At 64.2% G+C, this 23,822-nt stretch carries 23 protein-coding genes; 18 read left to right on the top strand and 5 right to left on the bottom strand.

Going from position 1 to position 23,822, the window contains the following annotated elements; translation table 11 throughout:
- Nucleotides 1–20: 20 nt before the first annotated feature.
- Nucleotides 21–215 (bottom strand): DUF3563 family protein, encoded by a 195-nt coding sequence (locus NCT32_RS19780; RefSeq protein WP_061120755.1) that lies wholly within the window; start codon nt 213–215, stop codon nt 21–23.
- A 292-nt stretch (nt 216–507) separates the two neighbouring features.
- Between NCT32_RS19780 and NCT32_RS19775 the strand changes: the two genes are divergently transcribed.
- The 6 genes from NCT32_RS19775 to NCT32_RS19750 all read left to right on the top strand — a co-directional run bounded on the left by NCT32_RS19775 (nt 508) and on the right by NCT32_RS19750 (nt 6,187).
- Nucleotides 508–873: a hypothetical protein gene (locus NCT32_RS19775; RefSeq protein WP_061120756.1), complete on the top strand. Its 366-nt coding sequence runs from the start codon at nt 508–510 to the stop codon at nt 871–873.
- A gap of 163 nt (nt 874–1,036) precedes the next feature.
- Nucleotides 1,037–2,215: a DNA polymerase IV gene (gene dinB, locus NCT32_RS19770; RefSeq protein ID WP_061120788.1), complete on the top strand. Its 1,179-nt coding sequence runs from the start codon at nt 1,037–1,039 to the stop codon at nt 2,213–2,215.
- Nucleotides 2,216–2,394: 179 nt separating this feature from the next.
- Nucleotides 2,395–3,330 carry a TauD/TfdA family dioxygenase gene (locus NCT32_RS19765; protein WP_061120757.1) on the top strand — a complete coding sequence of 312 codons (936 nt, stop codon included), beginning with the start codon at nt 2,395–2,397 and terminating at the stop codon, nt 3,328–3,330.
- Between the two features lie 33 nt (nt 3,331–3,363).
- On the top strand, nt 3,364–4,386 hold the full coding sequence (locus tag NCT32_RS19760) for an ABC transporter substrate-binding protein (protein ID WP_061120758.1): 1,023 nt from the start codon (nt 3,364–3,366) through the stop codon (nt 4,384–4,386).
- 104 nt (nt 4,387–4,490) lie between these two features.
- Nucleotides 4,491–5,312: an ABC transporter ATP-binding protein gene (locus NCT32_RS19755; protein ID WP_061120759.1), complete on the top strand. Its 822-nt coding sequence runs from the start codon at nt 4,491–4,493 to the stop codon at nt 5,310–5,312.
- Nucleotides 5,309–6,187, top strand: a complete 879-nt coding sequence (locus tag NCT32_RS19750) for an ABC transporter permease (protein WP_061120760.1) — start codon at nt 5,309–5,311, stop codon at nt 6,185–6,187. Before NCT32_RS19755 ends, NCT32_RS19750 begins: the two co-directional genes overlap by 4 nt.
- A gap of 6 nt (nt 6,188–6,193) precedes the next feature.
- On the opposite strand, the gene NCT32_RS19745 is transcribed toward NCT32_RS19750, so the two are convergent.
- Nucleotides 6,194–7,087: a LysR family transcriptional regulator gene (locus NCT32_RS19745; RefSeq protein WP_061120761.1), complete on the bottom strand. Its 894-nt coding sequence runs from the start codon at nt 7,085–7,087 to the stop codon at nt 6,194–6,196.
- Between the two features lie 109 nt (nt 7,088–7,196).
- Here NCT32_RS19745 and NCT32_RS19740 point away from each other — a divergent pair, with 109 nt between their 5' ends.
- Nucleotides 7,197–8,201, top strand: coding sequence for an aldo/keto reductase (locus NCT32_RS19740; protein WP_061120762.1), 1,005 nt, complete (start codon nt 7,197–7,199; stop codon nt 8,199–8,201).
- A 4-nt stretch (nt 8,202–8,205) separates the two neighbouring features.
- On the opposite strand, the gene NCT32_RS19735 is transcribed toward NCT32_RS19740, so the two are convergent.
- Nucleotides 8,206–9,399: an MFS transporter gene (locus NCT32_RS19735; protein ID WP_061120763.1), complete on the bottom strand. Its 1,194-nt coding sequence runs from the start codon at nt 9,397–9,399 to the stop codon at nt 8,206–8,208.
- A 113-nt stretch (nt 9,400–9,512) separates the two neighbouring features.
- On the opposite strand from NCT32_RS19735, the gene NCT32_RS19730 reads away from it, so the two are divergent.
- Nucleotides 9,513–10,331 carry an exodeoxyribonuclease III gene (locus tag NCT32_RS19730; protein WP_061120789.1) on the top strand — a complete coding sequence of 273 codons (819 nt, stop codon included), beginning with the start codon at nt 9,513–9,515 and terminating at the stop codon, nt 10,329–10,331.
- On the opposite strand, the gene NCT32_RS19725 is transcribed toward NCT32_RS19730, so the two are convergent.
- Nucleotides 10,328–11,152, bottom strand: coding sequence for an alpha/beta hydrolase (locus NCT32_RS19725; protein ID WP_061120764.1), 825 nt, complete (start codon nt 11,150–11,152; stop codon nt 10,328–10,330). The genes NCT32_RS19730 and NCT32_RS19725 overlap by 4 nt on opposite strands.
- Before the next feature lie 744 nt (nt 11,153–11,896).
- Entirely contained in the window at nt 11,897–13,261 is a 1,365-nt protein-coding gene (locus tag NCT32_RS19720) for a nucleobase:cation symporter-2 family protein (RefSeq protein ID WP_061120765.1), read from the bottom strand.
- A gap of 395 nt (nt 13,262–13,656) precedes the next feature.
- On the opposite strand from NCT32_RS19720, the gene NCT32_RS19715 reads away from it, so the two are divergent.
- The 10 genes from NCT32_RS19715 to NCT32_RS19670 all read left to right on the top strand — a co-directional run bounded on the left by NCT32_RS19715 (nt 13,657) and on the right by NCT32_RS19670 (nt 23,822).
- Nucleotides 13,657–14,574 (top strand): STAS domain-containing protein, encoded by a 918-nt coding sequence (locus NCT32_RS19715; RefSeq protein ID WP_061120766.1) that lies wholly within the window; start codon nt 13,657–13,659, stop codon nt 14,572–14,574.
- Nucleotides 14,575–14,637: 63 nt separating this feature from the next.
- Nucleotides 14,638–14,997, top strand: coding sequence for an STAS domain-containing protein (locus NCT32_RS19710; RefSeq protein ID WP_061120767.1), 360 nt, complete (start codon nt 14,638–14,640; stop codon nt 14,995–14,997).
- Nucleotides 14,998–15,018: 21 nt separating this feature from the next.
- Complete coding sequence (locus NCT32_RS19705; RefSeq protein ID WP_061120768.1) at nt 15,019–15,459, top strand: anti-sigma regulatory factor; 441 nt, start codon at nt 15,019–15,021, stop codon at nt 15,457–15,459.
- Nucleotides 15,444–16,508 (top strand): ATP-binding protein, encoded by a 1,065-nt coding sequence (locus tag NCT32_RS19700; protein ID WP_061120769.1) that lies wholly within the window; start codon nt 15,444–15,446, stop codon nt 16,506–16,508. The genes NCT32_RS19705 and NCT32_RS19700 overlap by 16 nt, the downstream gene beginning before the upstream one ends.
- A complete protein-coding gene (locus tag NCT32_RS19695; protein WP_250477503.1) occupies nt 16,505–18,229 on the top strand; it encodes an ATP-binding protein in 1,725 nt (574 codons plus the stop codon). Before NCT32_RS19700 ends, NCT32_RS19695 begins: the two co-directional genes overlap by 4 nt.
- Nucleotides 18,226–20,145, top strand: coding sequence for a response regulator (locus NCT32_RS19690; protein ID WP_061120770.1), 1,920 nt, complete (start codon nt 18,226–18,228; stop codon nt 20,143–20,145). Before NCT32_RS19695 ends, NCT32_RS19690 begins: the two co-directional genes overlap by 4 nt.
- A 445-nt stretch (nt 20,146–20,590) precedes the next feature.
- A complete protein-coding gene (locus tag NCT32_RS19685) occupies nt 20,591–21,244 on the top strand; it encodes a GntR family transcriptional regulator (protein WP_061120791.1) in 654 nt (217 codons plus the stop codon).
- Between the two features lie 35 nt (nt 21,245–21,279).
- Nucleotides 21,280–22,086: an SDR family oxidoreductase gene (locus NCT32_RS19680; protein ID WP_061120771.1), complete on the top strand. Its 807-nt coding sequence runs from the start codon at nt 21,280–21,282 to the stop codon at nt 22,084–22,086.
- A 15-nt stretch (nt 22,087–22,101) separates the two neighbouring features.
- Complete coding sequence (locus tag NCT32_RS19675) at nt 22,102–23,034, top strand: 3-keto-5-aminohexanoate cleavage protein (RefSeq protein WP_061120772.1); 933 nt, start codon at nt 22,102–22,104, stop codon at nt 23,032–23,034.
- Between the two features lie 14 nt (nt 23,035–23,048).
- The gene (locus tag NCT32_RS19670) at nt 23,049–23,822 is read left to right on the top strand and encodes an N-acyl homoserine lactonase family protein (protein WP_061120773.1); all 774 of its coding nucleotides are present in this window, start codon (nt 23,049–23,051) and stop codon (nt 23,820–23,822) included.

Here is a 23,822-nt window from a genome sequence, read left to right as displayed (position 1 = left end):
TTGCATCGGCGGCGCGGCGCTCAGGGCCGATCGTGATGCCGCCCGAGGGCGCCGCAGAAATACATGCTGTAGTCGTGATCCTGCGTTTCGACCTGACGCATGCGGCGTTCGAGATCGGCGAGATCGCTCGATGATGCGAGATAGGCGTCGCGGGCCTCGTCCGGCGTGTGAATCGAGAAGAGATGGTCGATGGACTGCGAAAGACGTGCAAACATGATGTGCTCCCGTCGTTGAAAAAAGGCCGATATGAGTGGGGCCGACGAAAGCAGGTTATGCCCGGCGAATTAGAAAGGAATGAGAGCGCAATCGCATGCCTTCGATGCGCGATTGCGCCCTTCGCATGACGAAGCGTTCGCCAACGCACCGTGAATCCGATCGCACTGCGGGCAGGCACTGCCGCGCCGCACCATCCCGTGCTATCGTGCTTTTATACGGGTTACATGCGGGTTTCGATACGAAACGCCGTGCGTCATCCGCGTTCGTCGATCGTCTCTCGTGAAGGCCGCCATGAACGATGTGTCTCGTATCCTCAGTGCCCGCGACCGCGTCGAGTTGCTCTGCTGGCTCACGTGCGGCAGTCTCGGCGCGTATTACCTGAATGGCGACTGGCCTGCCGCCTCGTTTCACGTGCAGGCCGCGCATAAATGGCTCGACCGGCATCAGCGCCTCGCGGACTGGCTCACGGTCGCCAAGCTCGCCGCCATTGCACGCGAGATCGCCACGCAGCATTGCGCGCTGCTCGAAGCGGACTGGGCGCGCGACGCCGTCGAGGAAATCCTCGACAGTGAAGACCTCAACTATCAATCGGATGTCGTCCGGCAGGTCTTCGACGATTGCCGCCGCGCACTCGCCGAAAAGCGCACGCCGGAATGACGTGCTCGCGCGCACGGGCAGGCTCTAGCGCGAATTACTGTATGGATGTACAGTAAGCCATTTTTATTGCCTGGCGGCACTGCCTTAGCATGTTCGGTGCGTTCTCCTCTGTCGATTTCGCCTTGAGCGCGTCTCGTTGCGCAGCGACGTTCTGATCGCCGCAATGGACACGCCGTCTCCGACACCCGCGCCGCGCCGCATCGCGCATCTCGACATGGATGCGTTCTTCGCGTCGGTCGAACTCCTGCGTTATCCCGAACTGCGCGGCATGCCCGTCGTGGTCGGCGGCGGCCGCAGCGCCACGCCCGAGACGCTCCCCGACGGCTCGCGCCGCTTCAGGCGCCTGCGCGATTACGCGGGCCGCGGCGTCGTGACCACATCCACTTACGAGGCGCGCAAGTTCGGCGTCTTTTCCGCAATGGGCATGATGAAGGCCGCGCAGCTCGCGCCCGACGCGATCCTTCTGCCGACCGACTTCGAGTCCTATCGCCACTACTCGCGCCTCTTCAAGGCCGCGATCGCGACGTTTACGACGCAGATCGAGAATCGCGGCATCGACGAGATTTATATCGACGTCAGCGATCTGCCTGGCGAGCCGGCCGATATCGGTCAGCGGATGAAGGACGCCGTGCGCGAGGCGACCGGGCTCACGTGCTCGATCTGCATCGCGCCGAACAAGCTGCTCGCAAAGATCGGCTCCGAGCTCGACAAGCCCGACGGCCTCACCATCCTCACGATGGCCGACCTGCCGACGCGCATCTGGCCGCTCGCCGCGCGCAAGGTGAACGGCATCGGCCCGAAGGCGAGCGAAAAACTCGCGGCGCTCGGCATCGTCACTGTGGGCGATATCGCCGCCGCCGATCCCGGGTTCCTGCAGACGCACTTCGGCGGCACGTATGCCGCATGGCTCGCGCGCATCGCGCAGGGACAGGACGAGCGGCCTGTCGTCGTGAGTTCGACACCCAAGTCGATGAGCCGCGAGACCACGTTCGAGCGCGACTTTCATCCGAAGCAGGATCGCGCGACGCTCTCCGCGGAGTTCACGGGCCTGTGCACGCGTGTCGCCGAGGACTTGCAGCGCAAAGGCTATGTCGGGCGCACGGTGGGCATCAAGCTGCGCTTCGACGACTTTCGCACCGTGACGCGCGATCTCACCGTGCCTGTTGCGACCGCTGATCCGGTCGAGATCCGCCGCGCCGCGACCGAATGCCTGAAGCGAATCGTGCTCGATCGCCGCATCCGGTTGCTTGGCGTGCGCGTCAGCGCGCTCGCGGGGCGCGATGAGAGTGGTTTCGCCGAGCCGGTGCAGGTCGAATTACCGTTCGACGCCGCCGGCGACTAAGCGTTTCCCCGTACGGCGCACTCGTCACCCAATGCCTATTAGGCTGATCAATACAGAAGTCTTTCATTGGTTCACCGCTCTGAGCGGGCTTTATCGCAGCGGCGCATAACGAAAGCTCGGATCCTTCGTTGCCGGCTCAATCGACGCGCGTTAGATTGTTCGCTTCCCCGAAGTTATCGATGGTTATCGATTCGACCGTGACGATTCAGACCGCTTTCAATCCCGCTCTCGCTTCCCTTGCCACATCCCGCGAAGCCGCCGATCAACCCATCGAGATTCGCCAGTTCGACGCGCCGCTCGGCGCCGAAGTGATCGGGCTCGATCTGTCGAAGCCGATATCGAAAGCCGATTTCGCGCGCATTCACCGCGCGCACCTGGATCATCACGTGCTCGTGTTTCGCGATCAGCGGATCACGCCCGATGAGCAGGTCGCGTTCAGCAAGCGTTTCGGCCCGTTGCAGATTCACGTGCTGCATCAGTTCGCGCTCGCGGGACATCCGGAAGTGCTGATCGTGTCGAACATCGTCGAGAACGGCAAGCCGATCGGCCTCGGCGATGCAGGCCATTTCTGGCACTCGGATCTCTCGTACAAGGACAAGCCGAGTCTCGGGTCACTTTTGCATGCGCAGGAATTGCCCACGGTCGGCGGCGACACGCTCTTTGCGAACCAGCATCTCGCGTGGGACACGCTGCCCGTGCATCTGCGCGATGCGGTCGAAGGCCGTGCGGCCGAGCACACGTATCTCGCCAAATACGCCGAGCTGCAACAGCGCAGCCCATGGCGGCCCAATCTTTCGGCGGAGCAGATCGCGCAGGTCAAGCCGGTCACGCATCCGATCGTGCGCACGCATCCGGAAACCGGGCGCCGCGCGCTCTTCGTCAGCGAGCATTTCACGACGCGCGTGATCGGCTTGCCCGAAGACGAAAGCCGCGCCTTGCTCGCGGAACTGTTCGCGCACAGCACGCGGCCAGAGTTCATCTATCGCCATCAATGGCGCGAGAGCGACATGGTGTTCTGGGACAACCGCTCGGTCATGCATCTCGCGGCGGGCACGCCCGACGATCAGCGCCGCAAGCTGTATCGCACGACCATCGAAGGCGACGCGCCTTTCTAAATACGAATATCGCTTCATTCACGGGGTTTTTCGATGCATTCTCGATCAGGGAAGGGCGCGCCGCGCGCCTTCATGGCCGCGCTCGCGGTCTCGCTCGGCATCACGTCGGCGAGCGCGCATGCGGAAGGCACATTGCGTATCGCCGAGCAGTTCGGTGTCGTCTATCTGTTGCTCAATGTGGCGCGCGATCAGAAGTTCATCGAGCAGGAAGGCAAGAAAGAAGGCCTTGATATCAAGGTCGATTGGGCGAAGCTGTCGGGCGGTTCGAGCGTGAACGACGCGCTGCTGTCCGGCTCGGTCGATATCGCGGCGGCGGGCGTCGGCCCCTTGCTGACGATCTGGGACCGTACGCACGGACGGCAGAACGTGAAGGGCGTCGCGTCGCTGGGCAATTTTCCGTATTACCTCGTATCGAACGATCCGCGCGTGAAGACCATCGCCGATTTCAGCGAAAAGGACCGCATCGCGGTGCCGGCGGTCGGCGTGTCCGTACAGTCGCGCATCCTGCAATATGCGGCGGCCAAGCAATGGGGCGACAAGCAATATGATCGCCTGGACAAGCTCACGCAGGCCGTGCCGCATCCCGATGCGACCGCGGCGATCATCGCGGGCGGCACGGAGATCAATGCGCACTTCGGCAATCCGCCGTTTCAGCAGCAGGAACTCGCGGGCAATCCGAAAGCGCATATCGTGCTCAATTCATACGATGTCCTCGGCGGCCCGAGTTCCGCGACCGTGCTCTACGCGACCGAGAAGTTCCGCAACGAGAATCCGAAGACATATCGCGCGTTCGTCGCCGGTCTCGCCGATGCCGCGCGCTACATCACGCAGCATCCCGATCAGGCCGCCGATATCTATCTGCGCGTGAACAACGCGAAAATCGATCGTGATCTGCTCATCAAGGTGATCAAGGATCCGTCGGTGCAATTCAAGGTCGCGCCGCAAAACACGTTCGCGCTTGCGCAGTTCATGCATCGCGTCGGCGCGATCAAGAACGAGCCGAAGTCGTGGCAGGACTACTTCTTCTCCGATCCCGCGACGAAGGACGGAAGCTGAACAGGCGCGCTTATCGGCGAGCGCGAATTGGATATGCGCATTGATTGGTTCGCTCGAGACGAGCGCGCCGGTATCGTGTTCGTTTGCCATCCAGCAGACAGATCATGGCCGCCAATCCCCAAGCGCTTTATTCACAGGAAGCCGATCGTCACACTTCCATGAGCGGCAAGCTTCTGAGCGCGAAGAACGTCACGCTCGAATACCGCACGCCCGAGCGTCTCGTGCGCGCGACGCACGATGTCAGTTTCGATGTGTACGGCGCCGACCGCTTCGTGCTGCTCGGGCCGTCGGGCTGCGGTAAGTCCACCTTGCTCAAGGCCGTCGCCGGTTTCATCGAGCCTGTCGCGGGCAGCATCGAAATCGGCGGCGAGCGCGTGCGCGGGCCGGGCGCGGATCGCATCGTCGTGTTTCAGGAATTCGACCAGTTGCCGCCGTGGAAGACGGTTCTCCAAAACGTCGCCTTCCCGTTGCGCGTCGCGCGCAAGCTCGGCCGCGCCGAAGCGCGTGAGCGCGCGCTGCATTATCTCGACAAGGTCGGCCTCGCCAAATTCGCCGACGCTTATCCGCACACGCTATCGGGCGGCATGAAGCAGCGCGTCGCCATTGCGCGCGCGCTCGCGATGCAGCCGCGCGTGCTCCTGATGGACGAGCCCTTCGCCGCGCTCGATGCGCTCACGCGCCGCCGCATGCAGGAAGAGCTGTTGCGCCTGTGGAGCGACGAGCGCTTCACGTTGCTGTTCGTCACGCATTCGATCGAGGAAGCGCTCATCATCGGCAATCGCATTCTGCTGCTGACGCCGCATCCGGGGCGCGTGCGCGCTGAACTGAACAGTCATCAATACACGCAGGAAAGCATGGGTCGCGGAGAGTTTCAGCAAAGCGTTGCGCGCATTCATCGTCTGCTGTTCGAAGAGGAGGCGCAATGAGCACGCCGCATCTGATCGTGCCGCCCGTGCGGCCCGAATACGAAGTCACGCCCGCCGCGCTTGCCGGGGTCGAACACGAAGCGCCGCTGCCGCTTGCGAAGCGGCTTGCGGATCGCGCGTGGCTGCGCAAGTCCATCATCGCGATCGTGTTGATCGCGATCTGGGAAATCGCCGCGCGCGCCGTCGATAACGATCTCCTGCTGCCGACTTTCAGCGCGACTTTCGTCGCGTTCGTGCAGGGCATTGCGTCGGGCGAGCTGATCGCGAAGGTCGGCATTTCGATGTCGGTATTGCTGCGCGGCTATGCGCTCGGCGCAGCGCTCGCGTTCGTGCTGACGTCGCTTGCGGTATCGACGCGCATCGGCCGCGACATCCTTTCTATGCTCACGGCGATGTTCAATCCGCTGCCGTCCATCGCACTGTTGCCGCTCGCGTTGCTGTGGTTCGGCCTCGGGACGGGAAGCCTGCTCTTCGTGCTCGTGCATTCGGTGTTGTGGCCGCTCGCGCTCAATACGTATTCCGGATTCCAGGCGGTGCCTTCGACCTTGCGCATGACCGGCCGCAACTACGGTCTCACCGGCATGCGTCATGTGATGCTGATCCTCGTGCCCGCCGCGATGCCGTCGATTCTCGCGGGGCTGCGCGTCGGCTGGGCATTCGCGTGGCGCACGCTGATCGCGGCGGAGCTCGTGTTCGGCGCGAGCTCGGGCAAGGGCGGCCTCGGCTGGTACATCTTCCAGAATCGCAACGAGCTTTACACGGATCGCGTGTTCGCCGGGCTCGCCGCGGTCATCGTGATCGGCCTCGCCGTCGAGCATCTCGTGTTCGATACCGTCGAGCGCGTCACGGTGCGTCGCTGGGGCGTGCAGCAATAACCGCGATCAATTTCCGTCGCGAATGAAGTCGATGAATGCGCGCAGCGGCCCCGGCATGTGCGCGCGGCTCGGATAGTAGAGCCGCGGGCCGGTGAAACTCTGCCACCACGGCTTGAGCACCGGCACGAGCGCGCCGGCGTCGATCGCCTCGCGCACGAATTCGTCGAACGTATAGACGAGACCCAGCCCGGCGATCGCCGCGCTTCTGCTTATTTCGATCGACGACGTGACGAGCGGACCCTGCGGTGCGATGCGCATCACTTCCTTGCCGCGCATGAATTCCCACACCGCCAGCACGCCGCTGTCGAAGCGATGCCCGATGCACGCGTGGTTCACGAGATCGCGCGGATGTTTCGGCTCGCCGTGCGCGGCGAGATAGGACGGCGCCGCAACCGCGACGAAGCGCTGCGTGCGCGGCCCGATCGGCACCGCGATCATGTCGCGCTCGATGCGCTCGTCGTAGCGAATGCCCGCATCGAAACCGGCGGCGAGCACGTCGATGAACGTATCGGTTGCGCTGATTTCCAGCTTGATGCCCGGATGCGCCGTCAAAAAGCGCGCGACGATGGGCGGCAGTATTTCGCGCGAGACGATCCTCGGCACGTTTAGCCGCAGCGTGCCGGTCGGGCTGTCGCGAAAGTGGTTGACGGTATCGAGCGCGCCCGCGATTTCCGCGAAGGCGGGCGCAAGGCGTTCGATCAGCCGCTCGCCCGCTTCGGTCGGCGTGACGCTACGCGTCGTGCGATTGAGAAGGCGCACGCCCAGCCGTGTTTCGAGCCTGCGGATCGCCTCGCTCAGCGACGACGCCGACACGCCGCGCAACAGCGCCGCCTGCCTGAAGCCGCGCGAGCGCGCGACGGCCAGAAACGCGTGAAGGTCCGACAAATCCGGCTCGTCCATGGTTTGCTCATTGTTCGCATGGGCGCACAGCCCATTCGCATTGAGGCGGATTATCGCACGTGTCAATTGCTCCCATAATCCTCTCCACGTCCTTCAGGAGAGAACCATCATGGAACAACGCAGACTCGGGAAGACCGGACCGCAATCGTCGGCCATCGGGCTCGGATGTATGGGCATGTCGGGCATGTACGGGCCATCGGATCGCGCGGAGAGCATCGCGACGATTCACGCGGCGCTCGAAGTGGGCATCACGCTGCTCGACACCGGCGACTTCTACGGCATGGGCCACAACGAAATGCTGATCGGCGAGGCGCTGAAAAGCGCGCCGCCTTCACGGCGCGATTCGGCGATTGTGAGCGTCAAGTTCGGCGGCATGCGCGACCCGGCCGGCAATTTCATCGGGTTCGACGGACGTCCCGTTGCCGTGAAGAACGCGCTCGCGTACACGTTGCAGCGGCTCGGCGTCGACCATATCGACATCTTCCGCCCCGCGCGGCTCGATGCGAACGTGCCGGTCGAAGATACCGTCAGCGCCATCGCCGACATGATCGAGGCGGGCTATGTGCGTCATGTCGGGCTGTCGGAAGTGGGCGCGGAAACGATCCGCAAGGCGGCGGCCGTGCATCCGGTGTGCGATCTGCAAATCGAGTATTCGCTGATCTCGCGCGGCATCGAGGACGCGATCCTTGCGGCATGCAGGGAACTCGGCATCGGCATCACGGCGTATGGCGTGCTGTCGCGGGGGCTCATCAGCGGACACTGGAGGAAGGACGCCGCGCAAGCGGGCGACTGGCGCGCGAACAGTCCGCGCTTTCAGCAAGGCAATGTCGAACGCAATCTCGCGCTCGTCGATGCGCTGCGCAAGATCGCGGATGCGAAAAGCGTGAGCGTCGCGCAGATCGCCATTGCATGGGTGCTGGCGCAGGGCGATGACATCGTTCCCGTGATCGGCGCACGCCGCCGCGATCGCCTGACGGAATCGCTCGGCGCGCTCGACGTGACGCTCACGAAGGATGACTTCGCCGCGATCGAAGCGGCGGTGCCGAGGGGCGCGGCGGCGGGCGATCGCTATGAGGCCGTGCAGATGGCGCACCTCGACAGCGAGAAAAACTAAGCGCTCATCGTGCGCGCAGAAACACCCACGCATTGAACGCGGCGCCGGCGAACATCAGCACGCTCGTCATCGCGAAGACGGAGTGCATGCCCGAATGCGCGGCGATGAAGCCGCCCGCGAGCGGTCCCGTCACCTGCCCGATGTATTGCGCCGATGTCGCGTAGCCGAGGATGTATCCGGCTGCGTGATCGGGCACGTTGTGACGCACGACGCTCGTGATCGCGGGCAGCAGGCCGCCCAAAGCGAGGCCCATCAGAAAGCGCAGCACGACGAGCTGCGTGCCGTTGGTGACGAACATCTGCGGAATCAGCAGCACGCCGCAGACGGCAAGACACGCGACGATCACCTTCGGTGCGCCGATGCGATCCGCAAGCCGTCCGACGCGCGGCGCCGCGAGCACGCTGCCGAGCGCGGCGGCCGACATCACGAAGCCCGCGACGAGCGTGACCTGCTTCGCGTCCTTCACGAGTTGCGCCACGTACACCGTGATGATCGGCTCGATCGACATGTTCGCGAACATGAGGAGCATCGCGCTCACGAGCATCGCGATGACGGGCGTAAGCAGCGGCACGTCGCGCCAGCCGCCGCGAGGCCTTGTCTTCGCGTGATCGGGCGCGCGGCGCGCTTCCTTGACGAGCAGCGTCGTCATGATGAACGAGCAGAAGATGAGGCCGCCCGCGAGAAAGAACGTCGCGCGTATGCCGATCAGTCCCGGCAGGAGTCCGCCGACGAGCGGTCCGACGAGATTGCCGGCCATCATGCCGGCCGCGTGCGTGCCGAGCGCCCATGCGGTGCGGTGCTTCGGCGTCTGCGTTGCAATCATCACGATGGCGCCGCTCGCATAGCCGCCGACGAGCCCCGCGAGAAAGCGCATCGCCACGAGTTGCCAGACGGTCTGTACGACGCCGAGCAGGGACATCGTGATCGCCATGCCGAGGCTCGCGCGGATCAGGATCGGCTTGCGGCCGTAGCGGTCGGCGAGACGCCCCCATAGCGGCGCGACGAGCCCCGCCGCGAGAAACGTCGCGCCGAAAGCGACGCCGGACCATTGCACCGCCGCATCCACCGACGAGGCCCCGAGCTGCTGCACATAGAGCGGCAGGAAGGGCAGGAGCAGCGTCATCGCCATGATGGTGGTGAACGAGCCGAATACGCAGACGTAGAGATTGCGCTGCCAGTGAGCGGAGCCTTCGGACATGGATGCAAGGAGGTCGCGGAGTTCGCGTGACTTTCGCAGATTTTGCGCCGATGCGCTCGCGCACGTTGCGGCACGCAAACTGCGACGCGTGTACGATCGATCCCGATCCACCGATGGAGAGACGCCGAGTGAAAATCGCGACCTTCAACATCAACGGCATTCGTCCGCGTCTCGACGCCTTGTTGAAATGGCTCGAACGCGAGTCGCCCGATATCGTCTGTCTGCAGGAATTGAAAGCGACGGATGCGCAGTTTCCCGCCGATGCGATCGCGAGCGCGGGCTATGGCGCGCTATGGCACGGACAGCAGTCGTGGAACGGCGTGGCGATTCTCGCGAAGGATGCCGAGCCGGTGCTGGTCCGGCGCGGGCTGCCCGGCTACGAGGACGACACGCATAGCCGTTATATCGAAGCGGCCGTGGGCGGATTGCTGATCGGTTGTCTGTATCTTCCGAACGGCAATCCGCAGCCGGGCCCGAAGTTCGACTACAAGCTCGCGTGGTTCGAGCGTTTCAATGCGCACGCGAAAGCGTTGTTCGACAGCGGTCATCCCGTCGTGCTCGCGGGCGATTACAACGTCGTGCCCACCGACGAGGATATCTACAACACGCGCTCGTGGCTGAAGGACGCGCTCCTGCAGCCCGAAAGCCGCGCGGCATATGCGGATCTCCTTGCGCAAGGCTGGACGGATGCGTTGCGCAAGACGTTTCCCGACGAGCGCATCTATACGTTCTGGGATTACTTCCGCAATCACTGGCAGACCAACTCGGGCCTGCGCATCGATCATATTTTGCTCAGCAAGGATCTGGCGAAGAAGCTCGAGAGCGCGGGCGTGGATACATGGGTGCGCGGCGAGCCGCATGCGAGCGATCATGCGCCGACATGGGTCACGCTCAAGCTCGGGCGCACGCGCAGGAAAGCGGCGGGCGCTTAGGCTTGCAGCGTGTCCCGCGCCGGTTGCAGCGAGGAGAGGAATTGCATGACGTGCTCGCGGCCGCCCATCGTCCAGACGTCGAGATGATCGGCGTCTTCGATGAGCGCGAGGCGCTTGTCGCCGCGTGCGGCGTCGAAGAGGCGCTGGAAGTGCGCGGGCGGGATCACCCCGTCTTTGGTGCCGCCGTAGATCAGAAGCGGCGCGCGCACCGATGCGATCTTCGAAAGGCTATCGTAGCGATCGCGTGCGAGCAGCCGCACCGGGAAGAGCCGGAATCGCATCGCCGCCACATCGACGATGCTCGTGAACGGGGCTTCGAGCATCAACGCGTTGATTTTTGCTTCGCTCGCGAGCTGCACGGCGACGCCCGAGCCGAGCGAATAGCCGTGCAGCACGATGTTCGATGAACGCGCCGATGCATAGGCGTAGGCGGCGCGTGCATCGGCATAGAGGCCGGCTTCGTGCGGCCTGCCGGGGTTGCCGCCGTAGCCGCGGTATTCGGCGAGGAGCACGCCGTAGCCTGCTTCGATCAGCTCGAGCGCGATGTGGCCGCGTTGGGCGAGGTCTTCGCCATTGCCGTGGAAGAGGATGATTGTCGAGGCGGTTTTTTGTTTGGGTGCTTTGTAGCGGACGGTCAGGGTGAGTTCGTCTTCGGTTTTTATGCGGACCGCTTCGGTTTGCTCCTCCAGTTCCGCGTTCTTGAAAGCTTCGATCTTTTCCAATGGATAGACCAGGCGGCCTTGTAGCCAATAGAGTCCCGCCAAGGCAATGGCGTAGAGCAGCGCGATCGCTGTCAGAAGAATCCAGAGGGTTTCTGGCATTTGTTTTTGAGGGCGAGGGCGGAGGTGGGGGCTTTCCTATGGTAGTGGGTTTGCTTTTTGTGCGTTTGTACGGTGGATTGCTTTTGGGTTTCGTTTTTCGCCGGATCCCGTTTTGTTTGTGGTTTATTAGCGTTGCCCCTATGCGGGGCGGCAGTCACTTTCTTTGCTGCTGCAAAGAAAGTAACCAAAGAAAGCAGCTTGTTAGGCCCGCGGTCACACGCAGTTTGGCCATGCTTGCCATGTGATCGTGGGCTGCCTAAGTGTCGCCCTCACAAGACTAATCGGGCTTGGCTCGCGCACGGTCTGTCACCTCGCGCCGCACAGCGGAGCGGTTCAGCACCAAAAGGCTCCGGCCCGCTTCGCGGCCGATGGGTTCATCGGGTTTGCGCGCGCTTCGTCGTAACGCTTCCATCTCATTGCATGTGCGATAGGTTGGTTTCCTTTGTAGACCCGTCGGCAGCGCGTAGCGCTGTGCCGGTGCTATTTGGTGCTGAACCAGCAAGTGGAGTGGTGCGATGATACAGACCGTGCGCGATCCAAGCGCGGTTGGGCCTATGAGGGCGACACTTAGGCAGCCCACGATCACATGGCACGCGTGGCCAAACTGCGTGTGACCGCGGGCGTGTGGAGCTGCTTTCTTTGGTTACTTTCTTTGCAGCAGCAAAGAAAGTGACTGCCGCCCCGCATAGGGGCAGTGCTAATAAACCAATACGAAAACGGGATCCGGCGACAAACAAACAACCCTCACTCCCTCACATCCCCATCCCGTAAGCTCAGAGGCATCTCCGCAGCGATCTCCCTCTCGATATCCTCCGAATCGCGCTCCCGATTAAGAAGCGCATTGAGCAGAATCGCAAACACGGCAGCGAGCGTGATCCCGCTATGCGTAAGGGGCCCTGCCCACCCCGGCATATGGGCAAAAAACGTCGGCGCTGCAAGCGGAATCACCCCCACGCCCAAACTGATCGCGATGATGAGCAAATTGTTCTTGCTGTCGAAATCGACCTTGCTCAGGATCTTCACGCCGGTCGCCGCGACCATCCCGAACATGGCGATGCCCGCCCCGCCGAGCACGACAACCGGTATCGAAGCAATCAGATTGGAAAGCTTCGGCAACAGCCCCAGCAAAATCAAAATCACTCCCGACACCGCGACGACCCACCGGCTTTTCACACCGGTAATTCCCACGAGCCCGATGTTCTGCGAGAACGACGAATGCGCAAACGTATTGAAGATCCCGCCGATCACCGTGCCGAGACCATCGGTGCGCAACCCGCGCGTCGCATCGATGCGCGAAACGGGCCGCATCGTGAGATCACCAAGCGCGAGAAACATGCCGAGCGATTCCACCATGATGACGACCATCACGAGGCATAGCGACGCAATGGCAGCGATATCGAAAGTCGGCATGCCGAACGCGAACGGTCGCACCGGCGCGAACCACGCGGCCTGACCCACGCCCGCGAAGTCGACGAAGCCGAGCGGCAGCGCGATCACAAAGCCGATCGCCATGCCGAGCAACACGGAAATATTCGCGATGAAGCCCTTCAGATACTTGTTGATGAGCAGAATCGCGAGCAGCACGGTCGCCGCGATCATCAGGTTCCTCGGCTCGCCGAAATTCGCCGCGCCGCGCCCGCCGCCCGCCCAGTTGATCGCCACCGGAAAGAGCGTCATGCCGATCGTGAGAATGATCGTGCCCGTGACGAGCGGCGGAAAGAAGCGCATCAGCCGGCCGAAGAAAGGCGCGATCAGTATCGCGAAAACACCCGCCGCGATCGTCGCGCCGAAGATCGTCGTCAGGCCGGCGCCGGATGACGCCATCGCGACCATCGGCCCGACAGGGGCGAAGCTCACGCCCATGATCACCGGCAAGCGGATGCCGAACTTCCATACGCCGATGCACTGCACCAGCGTGACGAGCCCGCACGCAAAGAGGTCCGAGCTGATCAGAAACGCGACCTGATCCTTGGGCAGCTTCAACGCCGCGCCGATGATGAGCGGCACCGCGATCGCTCCCGCATACATGACGAGCACGTGCTGAATGCCGACCGCGAGCATCTGACCGATAGGCAGCACTTCGTCGACGGGATGAATCGTTTGGGCCATGTGCGCTCCGGCGGGTCGAATGACGTTCTTGTCTATCGCCCGAGTATTGCATCGGGCAATACCCAAAAAAATATTCCCGCCGCTATACACGGCATCGCACGGCGCGCCAGCGGGCGGCTGTACACGCACGCATGACACAGGATATTTGACCGGACTTCGGTGCCCGCGAGCGAAAGACCGGAAGCAATTGCCGATTCACCGACGTGCGACAGACGGCCAACGACATATTCACGGAATCCCTTGCGCTACAAGACTTCCCGGACTGTCGATTTTTGGGATGGCGTGCTACATTCCGAGCGCCTTGCGTCGCGTTTATTTCGATACTCGTAGCGGCGACGCAACAACCAACGTCCGGGGCTTGGCGCCCGATAACATCATTTGCACAGGATCTCGGCATGGAAATGGTCGGCGGAATGCGGCTTGCCCAATTGTTCACTAACAATCAGGAACAACTGCTCGCGGAGTGGTTCGCGCAGCAGCACGCCATCGCTTCGCGGCGCGGACTCGTCGGTGAAGCGGAGTTGCGCAATCAGTTCGCGCAATTCGTCTCGCTGCTGATGGCGGCGCTCGGCTCATCCGAGCGCGTCGATTTCAAATCGCCCGCGTGGCAGGATGTGCGCGCGTTTCTCGCGGAAATGTCCACGCAGCGCGCGCGTCAGGGCTTCACGCCGGTCGAGACCGCCATGTTCGTGTTCTCGCTGAAGCAGCCGCTCTTCATGCGTCTGCGCGAGGCGCTCGGCAACGATGCCGCGACGCTCGCCGATCTCACCTTGACGGTCAGCACGCTCTTCGACGACCTCGGCCTCTTCACGACCGAAGTCTTTCAGACGAGCCGCGAGCAGGTCATCGTGCGCCAGCAGCAGGAACTGCTCGAACTGTCGACGCCCGTCGTGCAGTTGTGGGACGGCATTCTCGCGCTGCCGCTCATCGGCACGCTCGATTCCGCGCGCACGCAGGTCGTGATGGAGAACCTGCTGCAGAAGATCGTCGAGACGGGCGCCGCGATCGCGATCATCGACATCACCGGCGTGCCGACCGTCGATACGCTCGTCGCCCAGCACTTGCTCAAGACCGTCGCGGCGGCGCGTCTGATGGGCGCGGACTGCATCATCAGCGGCATTCGTCCGCAAATCGCGCAGACCATCGTGCACCTCGGCGTCAACCTGTCGAACGTCACGACCAAGGCGACGCTCGCGGCGGCCTTCGTCATCGCGCTGCAGCGCACCGGCAAGTCGGTGACGGCAGGGTCCGCGCAGGACGCATTGCGCGCAGGCCGTTCGAGCGACGGCTTCGATTCGCTGCAACCGGAATGACGCCGCATCTCGCCATTCGAAGCACGCATCGAACGCAACGCGACTGAACGGGGCCCTCAAGCAATGGAACGCATTCCGATTCTCAGGATGGGCAAGCTGCTGCTCGTCACCATTCAGGTCGACATGCACGACCGGCTCGCGCTCGCGCTGCAGGACGACCTGACGAGCCGCATCGTGAAGGACGGCGCGCGCGGCGTGCTGATCGACATTTCTTCTCTCGATGTGGTCGATTCGTTCATCGGACGCATGATCGGCAATACGGCCGCGATGGCGCGCGTGCTCGACGCGGAGACGGTCGTCGTCGGCATGCAGCCGTCGGTGGCGATCACGCTGGTCGAACTCGGGCTCACGCTCTCAGGCGTGCGCACCGCGCTCAACGTGGAGAAGGGCATGGCGCTCCTCGCGACGAACGGCACGGTCTGACGGCCGCATGCGAACGACGCCATGACGACCTTCAACTCCACAGCCGCACCGACGTCCAGCACGCCGCCCGACACGCTGCCGATCCGCTCCGACGAACAGATCGTGCGGCTGCGCCAGTTCGTGCGCGAGCGCGCCGTCGCACAGGGCCTCTCGCTCATCGATCAGACCAAGTTCGTGACGGCGGCGAGCGAACTGGCACGCAACACGCTCATCTACGGCGGCGGCGGCGACGTGCACTGCTATCTCGTCGAGCGCAACGGCCGCCGCGGCCTTAGACTCGAATTCGTCGACAATGGCCCGGGCATTCCGGATATCCAGCGCGCGCTGTCCGACGGCTTCACATCGGGCAGCGGCCTCGGCCTCGGCCTTGGCGGCGCGAAACGTCTGTGCGACGAATTCGACATTCGTTCGGCGCCTGGCGTTGGTACGCAGGTCTCGATCACGAAATGGAAACCGTTCTGAAGGAATCGATGGCCGCGCAGCAGCGCTTCGAAATCGCGGAGGCGAGTCAGATCGCCTATGCGCGGCGCTCGATCGGCGAACTCGCGCGCGGGCTCGGTTTCAACGAGACCGCCGCGGGCGCGCTCGCGATCGTCGTCACCGAATGCGGCACGAATCTGCTGAAGCACGCACAGCGCGGCGAGTTGCTCGTGCGGCCGCTCGTCGATGCAGGCGAGGGCGGCGTTCAGCGTTACGGCATCGAAGTGGTGTGCATCGATAGCGGGCCGGGCATTTACGACCTGCATCGCTGTTTCGAGGACGGCTACACGACCGCGGGCAGCGCCGGCAACGGCATGGGCGCGATCGAGCGCCTGTCCCACGCGCTCGATATCTGGAGCGCGCCGGGACGCGGCACCGTGCTGCGCGTCGTGTTCTGGAACGCGGCGGGCGCGGCGCACGCGCCTGACACGCAACTGACCTATGGCGTCGTGAATCTGCCGCTGCACACGGAAACCGTTTGCGGCGATGCATGGGCATGCTGCGCGAATCACGGCGAATTCACCGTGCTCGTCGCCGATGGCCTCGGTCACGGTCCGCTCGCGAATGTCGCGGCGGTCGAGGCGGCGAAGGCGCTGGCCGCACATGGCGATCTGCCGCTCGAGCGCATCATGGAAGCCGCCAACGACGCCCTGCGCCCGACGCGCGGCGCCGCGGTCGGCATCGCGCGCATGCCGGCGTTCGCGTCCATGGCGGGCACGCCGGTTTCATTCGCGGGCATCGGCAATATTTCGGCGAGCGTGTGGGCGGAAAGCTCGCACAGGCATCTCGTGTCGCACAGCGGCATCGTCGGGCATGCGGCGCGGCGCGCGCAGGTGTTCGACGTGCCGTACCCGCCGAACGCGCTCGTCGTGCTGCATTCGGACGGGCTCGCGTCGCGCTGGGATCTCGCGCGCTATCCGGGTCTCGCGATGCGGCATCCGGCGCTCGTCGCGGCGGTGCTGTACCGCGACTTCTCGCGCGGCCGCGACGATGTCACCGTGTTCGTCGCCCGCGTGACCGGAGGCGCATGATGACGCAGCCGCTCTACGCGATGCATATCGAAAACGAGCGCGACATGGTCGCGGCCCGCGTGAAGGCGCGCGATGCGAGCGCGGCGCTCGGTTTCTCGCCGCAGGATCAGACGCGCATTTCGACCTCCGTCCTCGAAGCGGCGCGCACGGTGCTGACTGCGGGGCAGCCGGCGCGCGCCGAATTCCTCGTCGAAGCCGCCACGCGTCCGCGACGCTTCGTCGTGCGTTTTCTGGCGGCCGCGGGCGCAGGCGAGCGTTTGCGCGCGATGCGCAACGACGACGCGCAAGCCGCGCTCGGCCTGCTCGCGGCCCAGCGTCTGATGGATCAATGCGCGATCGCCGATGAAGCGGACGGCGTCACGTCGATCTCGCTCGCGAAGGCGCTGCCCGATGGCGTGCCGTGCGACCTGCAGGCGGTCGGCGACGCGCTTTCGCGTCAGCCGCGCGAGGACACGGCGGCGGAATTGCAGCGCCAGAATCGCGAGCTGATCGCCGCGTTGGCCGATCTGCGCGAGCGTCAGGAAGAATTGACGCGTCTCACGCGCGAGCTCGAAGACACCAATCGCGGCGTCGTCGCGCTCTATGCGGAACTCGATGCGCGCGCCGATCATCTGCGTCGCGCGGATGAATCGAAGTCGCGCTTCCTGTCGAACATGAGCCACGAGTTCCGCACGCCGCTCTCGTCGATCCGTGCGTTGTCGAAGCTCTTGCTCGATCGTATCGACGGCGATCTGACGGAAGAGCAGGAGAAGCAGGTGCGCTTCATCCGCAAGGCGGCCGAGGATCTGTCGGAGACGGTCGACGACCTGCTCGATCTCGCGAAGATCGAGGCGGGCAAGATCGAAGTGCGCCCGGCCCAGTTCGAAGTCGATACCTTGTTTTCGGCGCTGCGCGGCATGTTGCGGCCGCTGTCGCCGGGCGGCGCGGTCGAGCTGATTTTCGATTCGTGTGAAGGCCTGCCGCCCATCCGCACCGATGAAGCCAAGGTCGCGCAAGTGCTGCGCAACTTCGTGTCGAACGCGCTCAAGTTCACCGAGCGCGGCGAAGTGCGCGTCGCCGCGAACTATGACGATGTGCGCCGGCTCATTACGTTTTCCGTCAGCGATACGGGCATCGGCATCGCGCCGGAACATCAGCAAGTGGTGTTCGAGGAGTTCGGGCAAGTCGAGAACCGGCTTCAGCAATACGTGAAAGGCACGGGACTCGGCTTGCCGCTATGCCGCAAGCTCTGCAAGCTGCTCGGCGGCGACGTTTCGCTCACGAGCGAAGTCGGGCGCGGCTCGACTTTCAGTGCCACGATTCCCGCGCATTACGGCGCGGACGTCGACGCGGCGCATCATGCGGCAGGCGATACGCGGCCCGCCGTGCTCATCGTCGCGAGCAATCCGATCGAACGGCTCGATTGCGAAGCCGCGCTGCGCGATTCTTCGTATCGTGCAATGAGCGCCGCGACGCTCGACGAAGCCGGCCGCGTGCTCGCGCGCACGCAGCCCGTCGCGCTCCTGCTCGCGGTGCGCCCCGCGCCTTCGGAAGCATGGATCTGGCTCGCCGCGCTGCGGGCGCAGGCCGCGACGCGCAGCATTCCGATCGTCGTGCTCGGCGATGTCGAGGATCGCAATGAAGCGCAGGCGCTCGGCGCGGCCGCGTTCATCGGCAAGCCGGTCGGCGGCGGCGCGCTGCCGGGTGCGCTCGACGCGGTGACGGGCAAGGGGCCATCATGAGAAGCGACTGGAACGAGGTGCTGATCCTCAACGTCGACGACAACGACGGCGCGCGCTATGCGAAAACGCGCATCCTGTCGCGCGCGGGCTTCAATGTGATCGAAGCGGCGACGGGCACCGCCGCGCTCGAACGCGTGCGCGTGGACGCGCCCGATCTCGTGCTGCTCGACGTGAAGCTGCCCGACATCAACGGGCTCGAAGTGTGCCGGCAGATCAAGGCGTCGCCGGAAACCGCGAGCGCGCTCGTGCTGCAGACATCGGCGGCGGCGGTGCATAGCCTCGATCGCATTCGCGGTCTCGAAGGCGGCGCGGACAGCTATCTGACCGAACCCGTGGAACCCGCCGAGCTGATCGCGCATGTGCGTGCCTTGTTGCGCGTGCGGCTCGCGGAAAACGCGTTGCGCGAGAGCGAAGAGCGCTTTCGCCAGCTTGCCGAAAATATCGACGACGTGTTCTGGATGCTCGATCCCGCATCCGGCGAACTGCTTTACGTCAGCCCCGCCTACGCGCATCTCTTCGATCCGGGCGACGGCGCGCCCGCGCCCGTGCCGGGACCGGATCACTGGTCCGGCGATATCCTTCCGCTCGATCGTCATCATGTCGCCGATGCGTATCGGCAACTGCTCGCGAACGGCACGCCGTATCAGGTCGAATATCGCATCGTGCGGGCGAGCGGCGGGCCGCGCTGGGTGGCGGAGCGCGCGTTTCCGGTGCGCGGCGCGGCGGGGCATCCGGCGCGGCCGTATCGCATCGCGGGCATCGTCAACGATATCTCCGAGCGCAAGGCCGCCGAACTGCTGTTGCGCGAAGCGGACCGTCGCAAGGACGAGTTTCTCGCGATGCTCGCGCACGAGTTGCGCAATCCGCTCGCGCCCATCCGCAACGCCGTGGATTTGCTCGACCCCGACCGCGAGCCTTCCGTGCAGCACTTCGCGACGGTGCGCGCGATCATCGACAGGCAGGTGCGGCATCTGAGTCATCTTGTCGACGATCTGCTCGATGTCGCGCGCATCACGCAAGGCAAGATCACGCTGCGTCAGGAAACGGTCGATCTCGCGGCGGCGATCGCCGCGGCCATCGAGACCGTGCAGCCCGCGCTCGAACGAAAGCGCCATACGTTGACGGTGAAGCTGCCGGATGCGCCGCTTTACATCGTCGGCGATATCGTGCGGCTTGCGCAGGTGTTCGGCAATCTGCTTTCGAATGCGTCGAAGTACAGCCTCGAAGAGGGCGAGATCGCGATCGAGGCCGAACAGTTCGGCGACGAAGTGCGCATCGTCGTGCGCGACAAGGGCATCGGCATCGCGCCCGACATGCTGCCGCATATCTTCGATCTGTTCGTGCAGTCGGAGACGTCGCTGGAACGATCGGAGGGCGGGCTCGGCATCGGCCTGCCATTGGCGAAGACGCTCGTCGAGCTGCAGGGCGGGCGCGTCGAGGCATTCTCGGCGGGACCGCAGACGGGCAGCGAGTTCGTCGTGCGGCTGCCGCTCGCGCTGGATGCCCAGGTGGCCGCGCAGGGCGCGGGAGAAGCGCCGGTGGGCGTGGCGGCCGGCAAGCGCGTGCTGGTCGTCGACGACAGCGTGGACGCGGCCACCGCGATGGCGCTGCTGCTCGAAGCGGACGGCTTCGACGTGCGCATGGCGCACGACGCGGCTGAAGCGCTCGCGCTCTCCGATGTCTTCGCGCCGCAAATCGTGCTGCTCGACATCGGCTTGCCGGGGATGGACGGCTATAGCCTCGCGGGCGAAATGCGCGCGCGCCCCGCAACCGCCGACGCCTTGCTGATCGCGGTGACGGGATACGGGCAGGCGCATGATCGCCAGCGCTCGAAGGAAGCGGGCTTCGATCATCATCTCGTGAAGCCGGTCGCGTTCGCGGAGATTCAGCGGGCGGTCTCCGGGAAGTTCGCGTAATCAGGGTTTCGCGAGTTCGGGGCCAGATCTCACGGCATCGAGCATCGGCTTCCTCGCGGCCGTGCGAGCGGTCGACAGACTCGTCGTCGCCAATGTCATGGACTATGGACAAAATACATCCATCGTTCACGGTATCGTCCTTGAACGTCTGGCCGTGGTGCCACGCTGGCCGATGCTTCGTCTCACCGGCCGGGGAACCGTGCTCGACCGGCTACTTTGACTGATGCGTTACGACGCGGCGCGCATACCCGGAGTCGGCGTTTTCACCTAGCAATTCGAGGTTGACTCGGGCGGGCGCACGTCCGAAACTTTAGTCACTCGATGTGTGATCACAGGTCACACGATACGCAGACATTGCAGCAGCCGAACGAAAGTACGGAGGCAGATTGTGGCGACACGCTCGACGACGGACTTACCCGCGCTCGAATTGGTTGCACGCGAAACGATGGCCGGCCGCGTCTATGCGCAACTGAGGCAAGCGATCATGACGGGCCGCTTCGCGCCCGGACAGTTGCTGAGCCTGCGCAGCGTCGCGGAAGCAGTCGGCTCTTCGACGATGCCGGTGCGCGCCGCGCTCACGCGTCTGCAGGCGGAAGGCGCATTGATCGACGGCCCCGGCCGCGCGCTGATGGTCCCGCCGATGACGCTCGAGTTGCTCGACGAACTGCGCGACGTGCGCATCGCGCTCGAGGGCGCGGTCGCGAAGCGCGCGGCGTCGCGCATGACGCGCGCCCATCTCGAAGCATTGCAGGCGATTTTCGACACGATGGACGCCCATGTGGAAGCGGGCGACGTGCCCGCTTATCTGCGCAGCAATTTCGAGTTCCACATCGCCATCTACGCGCACGGCGCGAGCGACCTCACGCTCGCGACGATCCAGAACCTCTGGATGCGTATCGGCCCGTTCCTGAATCTCGTCGCACCCGACATTCCCCATATGCGCCGTTCGATGGCCGCGCATCGCCATATCGTCGAGGCCCTCTGGCGAGGCGACGGCGAAGGCGCGCGCGCGGGCATCGAAGAAGACATCGGCGATGCCGCCGCCGACTTGCAGGAGCGCCTGCAAAGCGGCGACATGTCGAAGGAAGCGAGCGCCTGAGCTGTACCGCAACGACAACAAAAAAGGAGACATGCATGACGGTTCTTCAGATGCTGAAACCGCAGGCGGGCCTGCGCGTACTCATCACGGGCGGCGCATCGGGCATCGGGCTCGTGATCGCGCGCGCGTTCATCGATGCAGGCGCGCGCGTGCACGTCTGCGATGCGAGTCCCGAGGCGATCGATGCACTGACGAAAGCCGAAGCGAGCGCGGAGTGCAACGCGATCACGTCGACGCTCGCGGACGTATCGGACAAGGATGCGGTCGAGCGTGTGTTCGCCGATGTGCAGAGCGAACTCGGCGGACTCGATGTGCTCGTGAACAACGCGGGCATCGCGGGGCCGACGGGCGGCATCGACGAACTCGACGTGAAGGAGTGGGAGCAAACCGTCGATGTCAATCTGAACGCGCAGTTCTACTTCGCCCGCCGCGCAGTGCCGCTGCTGCGCGACGCGCACGGCGGCGGGACGATCATCGCGTTGTCATCGGTGGCGGGCCGGCTCGGCTATGCATTCCGCACGCCTTATGCCGCGACGAAGTGGGCGGTCGTCGGCATGACCAAGAGTCTTGCGATCGAACTGGGGCCGTCCAATATCCGCGTCAATGCGATACAGCCGGGCATCGTGAAAGGACCGCGCATCGAGCGCGTGATCGCCGCACGCGCGAAGCAACTGAACCTGCCGTATGAAGAGATGGAGAAGCAATATGTCGAGAAGATCTCGCTGCGCCGCATGACCACGCCCGAGGAAGTCGCGGCCACCGCGCTCTTTCTGTGCTCGCCCGCGGGCAGCGGCATCTCGGGACAGGCGATCTCGGTGTGCGGCAACGTGGAAGTCCTGTAAAACAACGAGGATCACATGGCAACGAAACGCAAGGTCATCATCACATGCGCGCCGACCGGCGCGATCCATACGCCTTCGATGTCGCCGTATCTTCCGCTGACGCCGCAACAGATCGGTGATGCAGCGCTCGCAGCCGCACAGGAAGGCGCGGCGATTCTGCATCTTCACGCACGCGATCCGAACGACGGCCATCCGACGCAGGATCCCGCCGTGTTTCAGGAGTTCCTGCCGCGCATCAAGGCGAATACCGATGCCGTCATCAACATCACGACGGGCGGCAGTCCGCACATGACCGTCGCGGAGAGATTGAAGCCGGCGCATCACTTCAAACCGGAAGTCGCGTCGCTCAACATGGGCTCGATGAACTTCGGCCTCTATCCGATGCTGGAGCGCTTCAAGGATCTCAAGTACGAGTGGGAGCGCAAGCATTTGGAGAACAGCCGCGATCTCGTGTTCAAGAACACCTTCGCGGATATCGAATACATCCTCACGTCGTGCAGCGCGAACGGCACGCGTTTCGAGTACGAGTGCTACGACATCTCGCATCTGTACAACCTCGCGCACTTCGTCGATCGCGGGCTCGCGAAGCCGCCGTTTTTCGTGCAGAGCGTGTTCGGCCTGCTCGGCGGCATCGGGCCGCATCCCGAAGATCTCGCGCACATGAAGCGCACCGCGGATCGGCTCTTCGGCAAGGACTACGTGTGGTCGATTCTCGGCGCGGGTCGCAACCAGATTCCGCTCGGTTCGATCGGCGTCGCGCAGGGATCGAACGTGCGCGTCGGCCTCGAAGACTCGCTGTGGATCGAGCCGGGCAAGCTCGCCGAATCGAGCGCGGCGCAGGTGCGCAAGATCCGCCAGGTGATCGAAGGCCTGTCGCTCGATATCGCGACGCCCGCCGAAGCGCGCGAGATGCTCGCGCTCAAGGGCGCGAGCGACACCAATTTCTGACGACGGAGGGCATCGTGAACGCGAAGCTGAAAGTAGTCGCGATGCCGACGGGCTGGCTCACCGTCGATCGCTCGTCGCAGGTGTATGGCCGCTACTTCGGCCAGCAGATGAAGGTGCCGGTGTGGTCGACGGCGATCGTCGGCGCGCAGAAGAAGATCGTCGTCGATACCGGCATTCATGATCCGGGCTGGGTCTCGAACTTCGTGTGCCCGTGCGATCAGGCGCCGGAAGAAAAGCTCGAGCGCGCGTTGAAGGAATACGTCGGCTGGAGCGCGGATGACGTCGATATCGTCATCAACACGCATCTGCATTACGACCATTCGGGCGGCAACACGCTCTTCAAGAATGCACGTTTCATCGTGCAGGCGGCCGAGTGGGAATACGCGGGCCATCCGCTGCCGACGCAGGCCACGTATTACCAGGAGTTCCTGATCGGCCGCGAGCCGCTCGCGTATTTTCGCTGGCAGTTCGTGAACGGCGTGACCGATATCGTGCCCGGCGTGCGCGTCGTGCCGACGCCGGGCCATACGCCGGGGCATCAGTCCGTCGCGGTCGATACGGAAGAAGGCGTCGTGCTGATCGCGGGCGATTGCGCGAACTGCATGGAGAACATCGTCGATCTCGTGCCGGTGGGCATCGTGCATGAAACGCTCGCGGAAATCGGCTCGCTTTCGCGCATTCGCCAGATCGCCGATTTCGTCATACCCGGACACGATCCGAACGTCGTTCCCGGCAGCGCGGGCATCGCCTTGCCTGCGAGCGCTCGCCTGCCGCACGTCCGAACCTAG

This window comes from Caballeronia sp. INML2, from assembly GCF_023631365.1.
Taxonomy (GTDB): Bacteria; Pseudomonadota; Gammaproteobacteria; order Burkholderiales; family Burkholderiaceae; genus Caballeronia; species Caballeronia turbans.
Note: the sequence above shows the minus strand (reverse complement) of the source record. Positions and strands in the feature narration are given on the sequence as shown.

Excerpts from the sequence above, each read along its gene's own strand:
- NCT32_RS19780 (WP_061120755.1), bottom strand. The coding sequence starts at position 215 with ATGTTTGCACGTCTTTCGCAGTCCATCGACCATCTCTTCTCGATTCAC.
- NCT32_RS19775 (WP_061120756.1), top strand. The coding sequence starts at position 508 with ATGAACGATGTGTCTCGTATCCTCAGTGCCCGCGACCGCGTCGAGTTG.
- dinB (WP_061120788.1), top strand. The coding sequence starts at position 1,037 with ATGGACACGCCGTCTCCGACACCCGCGCCGCGCCGCATCGCGCATCTC.
- NCT32_RS19765 (WP_061120757.1), top strand. The coding sequence starts at position 2,395 with ATGGTTATCGATTCGACCGTGACGATTCAGACCGCTTTCAATCCCGCT.
- NCT32_RS19760 (WP_061120758.1), top strand. The coding sequence starts at position 3,364 with ATGCATTCTCGATCAGGGAAGGGCGCGCCGCGCGCCTTCATGGCCGCG.
- NCT32_RS19755 (WP_061120759.1), top strand. The coding sequence starts at position 4,491 with ATGGCCGCCAATCCCCAAGCGCTTTATTCACAGGAAGCCGATCGTCAC.
- NCT32_RS19750 (WP_061120760.1), top strand. The coding sequence starts at position 5,309 with ATGAGCACGCCGCATCTGATCGTGCCGCCCGTGCGGCCCGAATACGAA.
- NCT32_RS19745 (WP_061120761.1), bottom strand. The coding sequence starts at position 7,087 with ATGGACGAGCCGGATTTGTCGGACCTTCACGCGTTTCTGGCCGTCGCG.
- NCT32_RS19740 (WP_061120762.1), top strand. The coding sequence starts at position 7,197 with ATGGAACAACGCAGACTCGGGAAGACCGGACCGCAATCGTCGGCCATC.
- NCT32_RS19735 (WP_061120763.1), bottom strand. The coding sequence starts at position 9,399 with ATGTCCGAAGGCTCCGCTCACTGGCAGCGCAATCTCTACGTCTGCGTA.
- NCT32_RS19730 (WP_061120789.1), top strand. The coding sequence starts at position 9,513 with ATGGAGAGACGCCGAGTGAAAATCGCGACCTTCAACATCAACGGCATT.
- NCT32_RS19725 (WP_061120764.1), bottom strand. The coding sequence starts at position 11,152 with ATGCCAGAAACCCTCTGGATTCTTCTGACAGCGATCGCGCTGCTCTAC.
- NCT32_RS19720 (WP_061120765.1), bottom strand. The coding sequence starts at position 13,261 with ATGGCCCAAACGATTCATCCCGTCGACGAAGTGCTGCCTATCGGTCAG.
- NCT32_RS19715 (WP_061120766.1), top strand. The coding sequence starts at position 13,657 with ATGGAAATGGTCGGCGGAATGCGGCTTGCCCAATTGTTCACTAACAAT.
- NCT32_RS19710 (WP_061120767.1), top strand. The coding sequence starts at position 14,638 with ATGGAACGCATTCCGATTCTCAGGATGGGCAAGCTGCTGCTCGTCACC.
- NCT32_RS19705 (WP_061120768.1), top strand. The coding sequence starts at position 15,019 with ATGACGACCTTCAACTCCACAGCCGCACCGACGTCCAGCACGCCGCCC.
- NCT32_RS19700 (WP_061120769.1), top strand. The coding sequence starts at position 15,444 with ATGGAAACCGTTCTGAAGGAATCGATGGCCGCGCAGCAGCGCTTCGAA.
- NCT32_RS19695 (WP_250477503.1), top strand. The coding sequence starts at position 16,505 with ATGATGACGCAGCCGCTCTACGCGATGCATATCGAAAACGAGCGCGAC.
- NCT32_RS19690 (WP_061120770.1), top strand. The coding sequence starts at position 18,226 with ATGAGAAGCGACTGGAACGAGGTGCTGATCCTCAACGTCGACGACAAC.
- NCT32_RS19685 (WP_061120791.1), top strand. The coding sequence starts at position 20,591 with ATGGCCGGCCGCGTCTATGCGCAACTGAGGCAAGCGATCATGACGGGC.
- NCT32_RS19680 (WP_061120771.1), top strand. The coding sequence starts at position 21,280 with ATGACGGTTCTTCAGATGCTGAAACCGCAGGCGGGCCTGCGCGTACTC.
- NCT32_RS19675 (WP_061120772.1), top strand. The coding sequence starts at position 22,102 with ATGGCAACGAAACGCAAGGTCATCATCACATGCGCGCCGACCGGCGCG.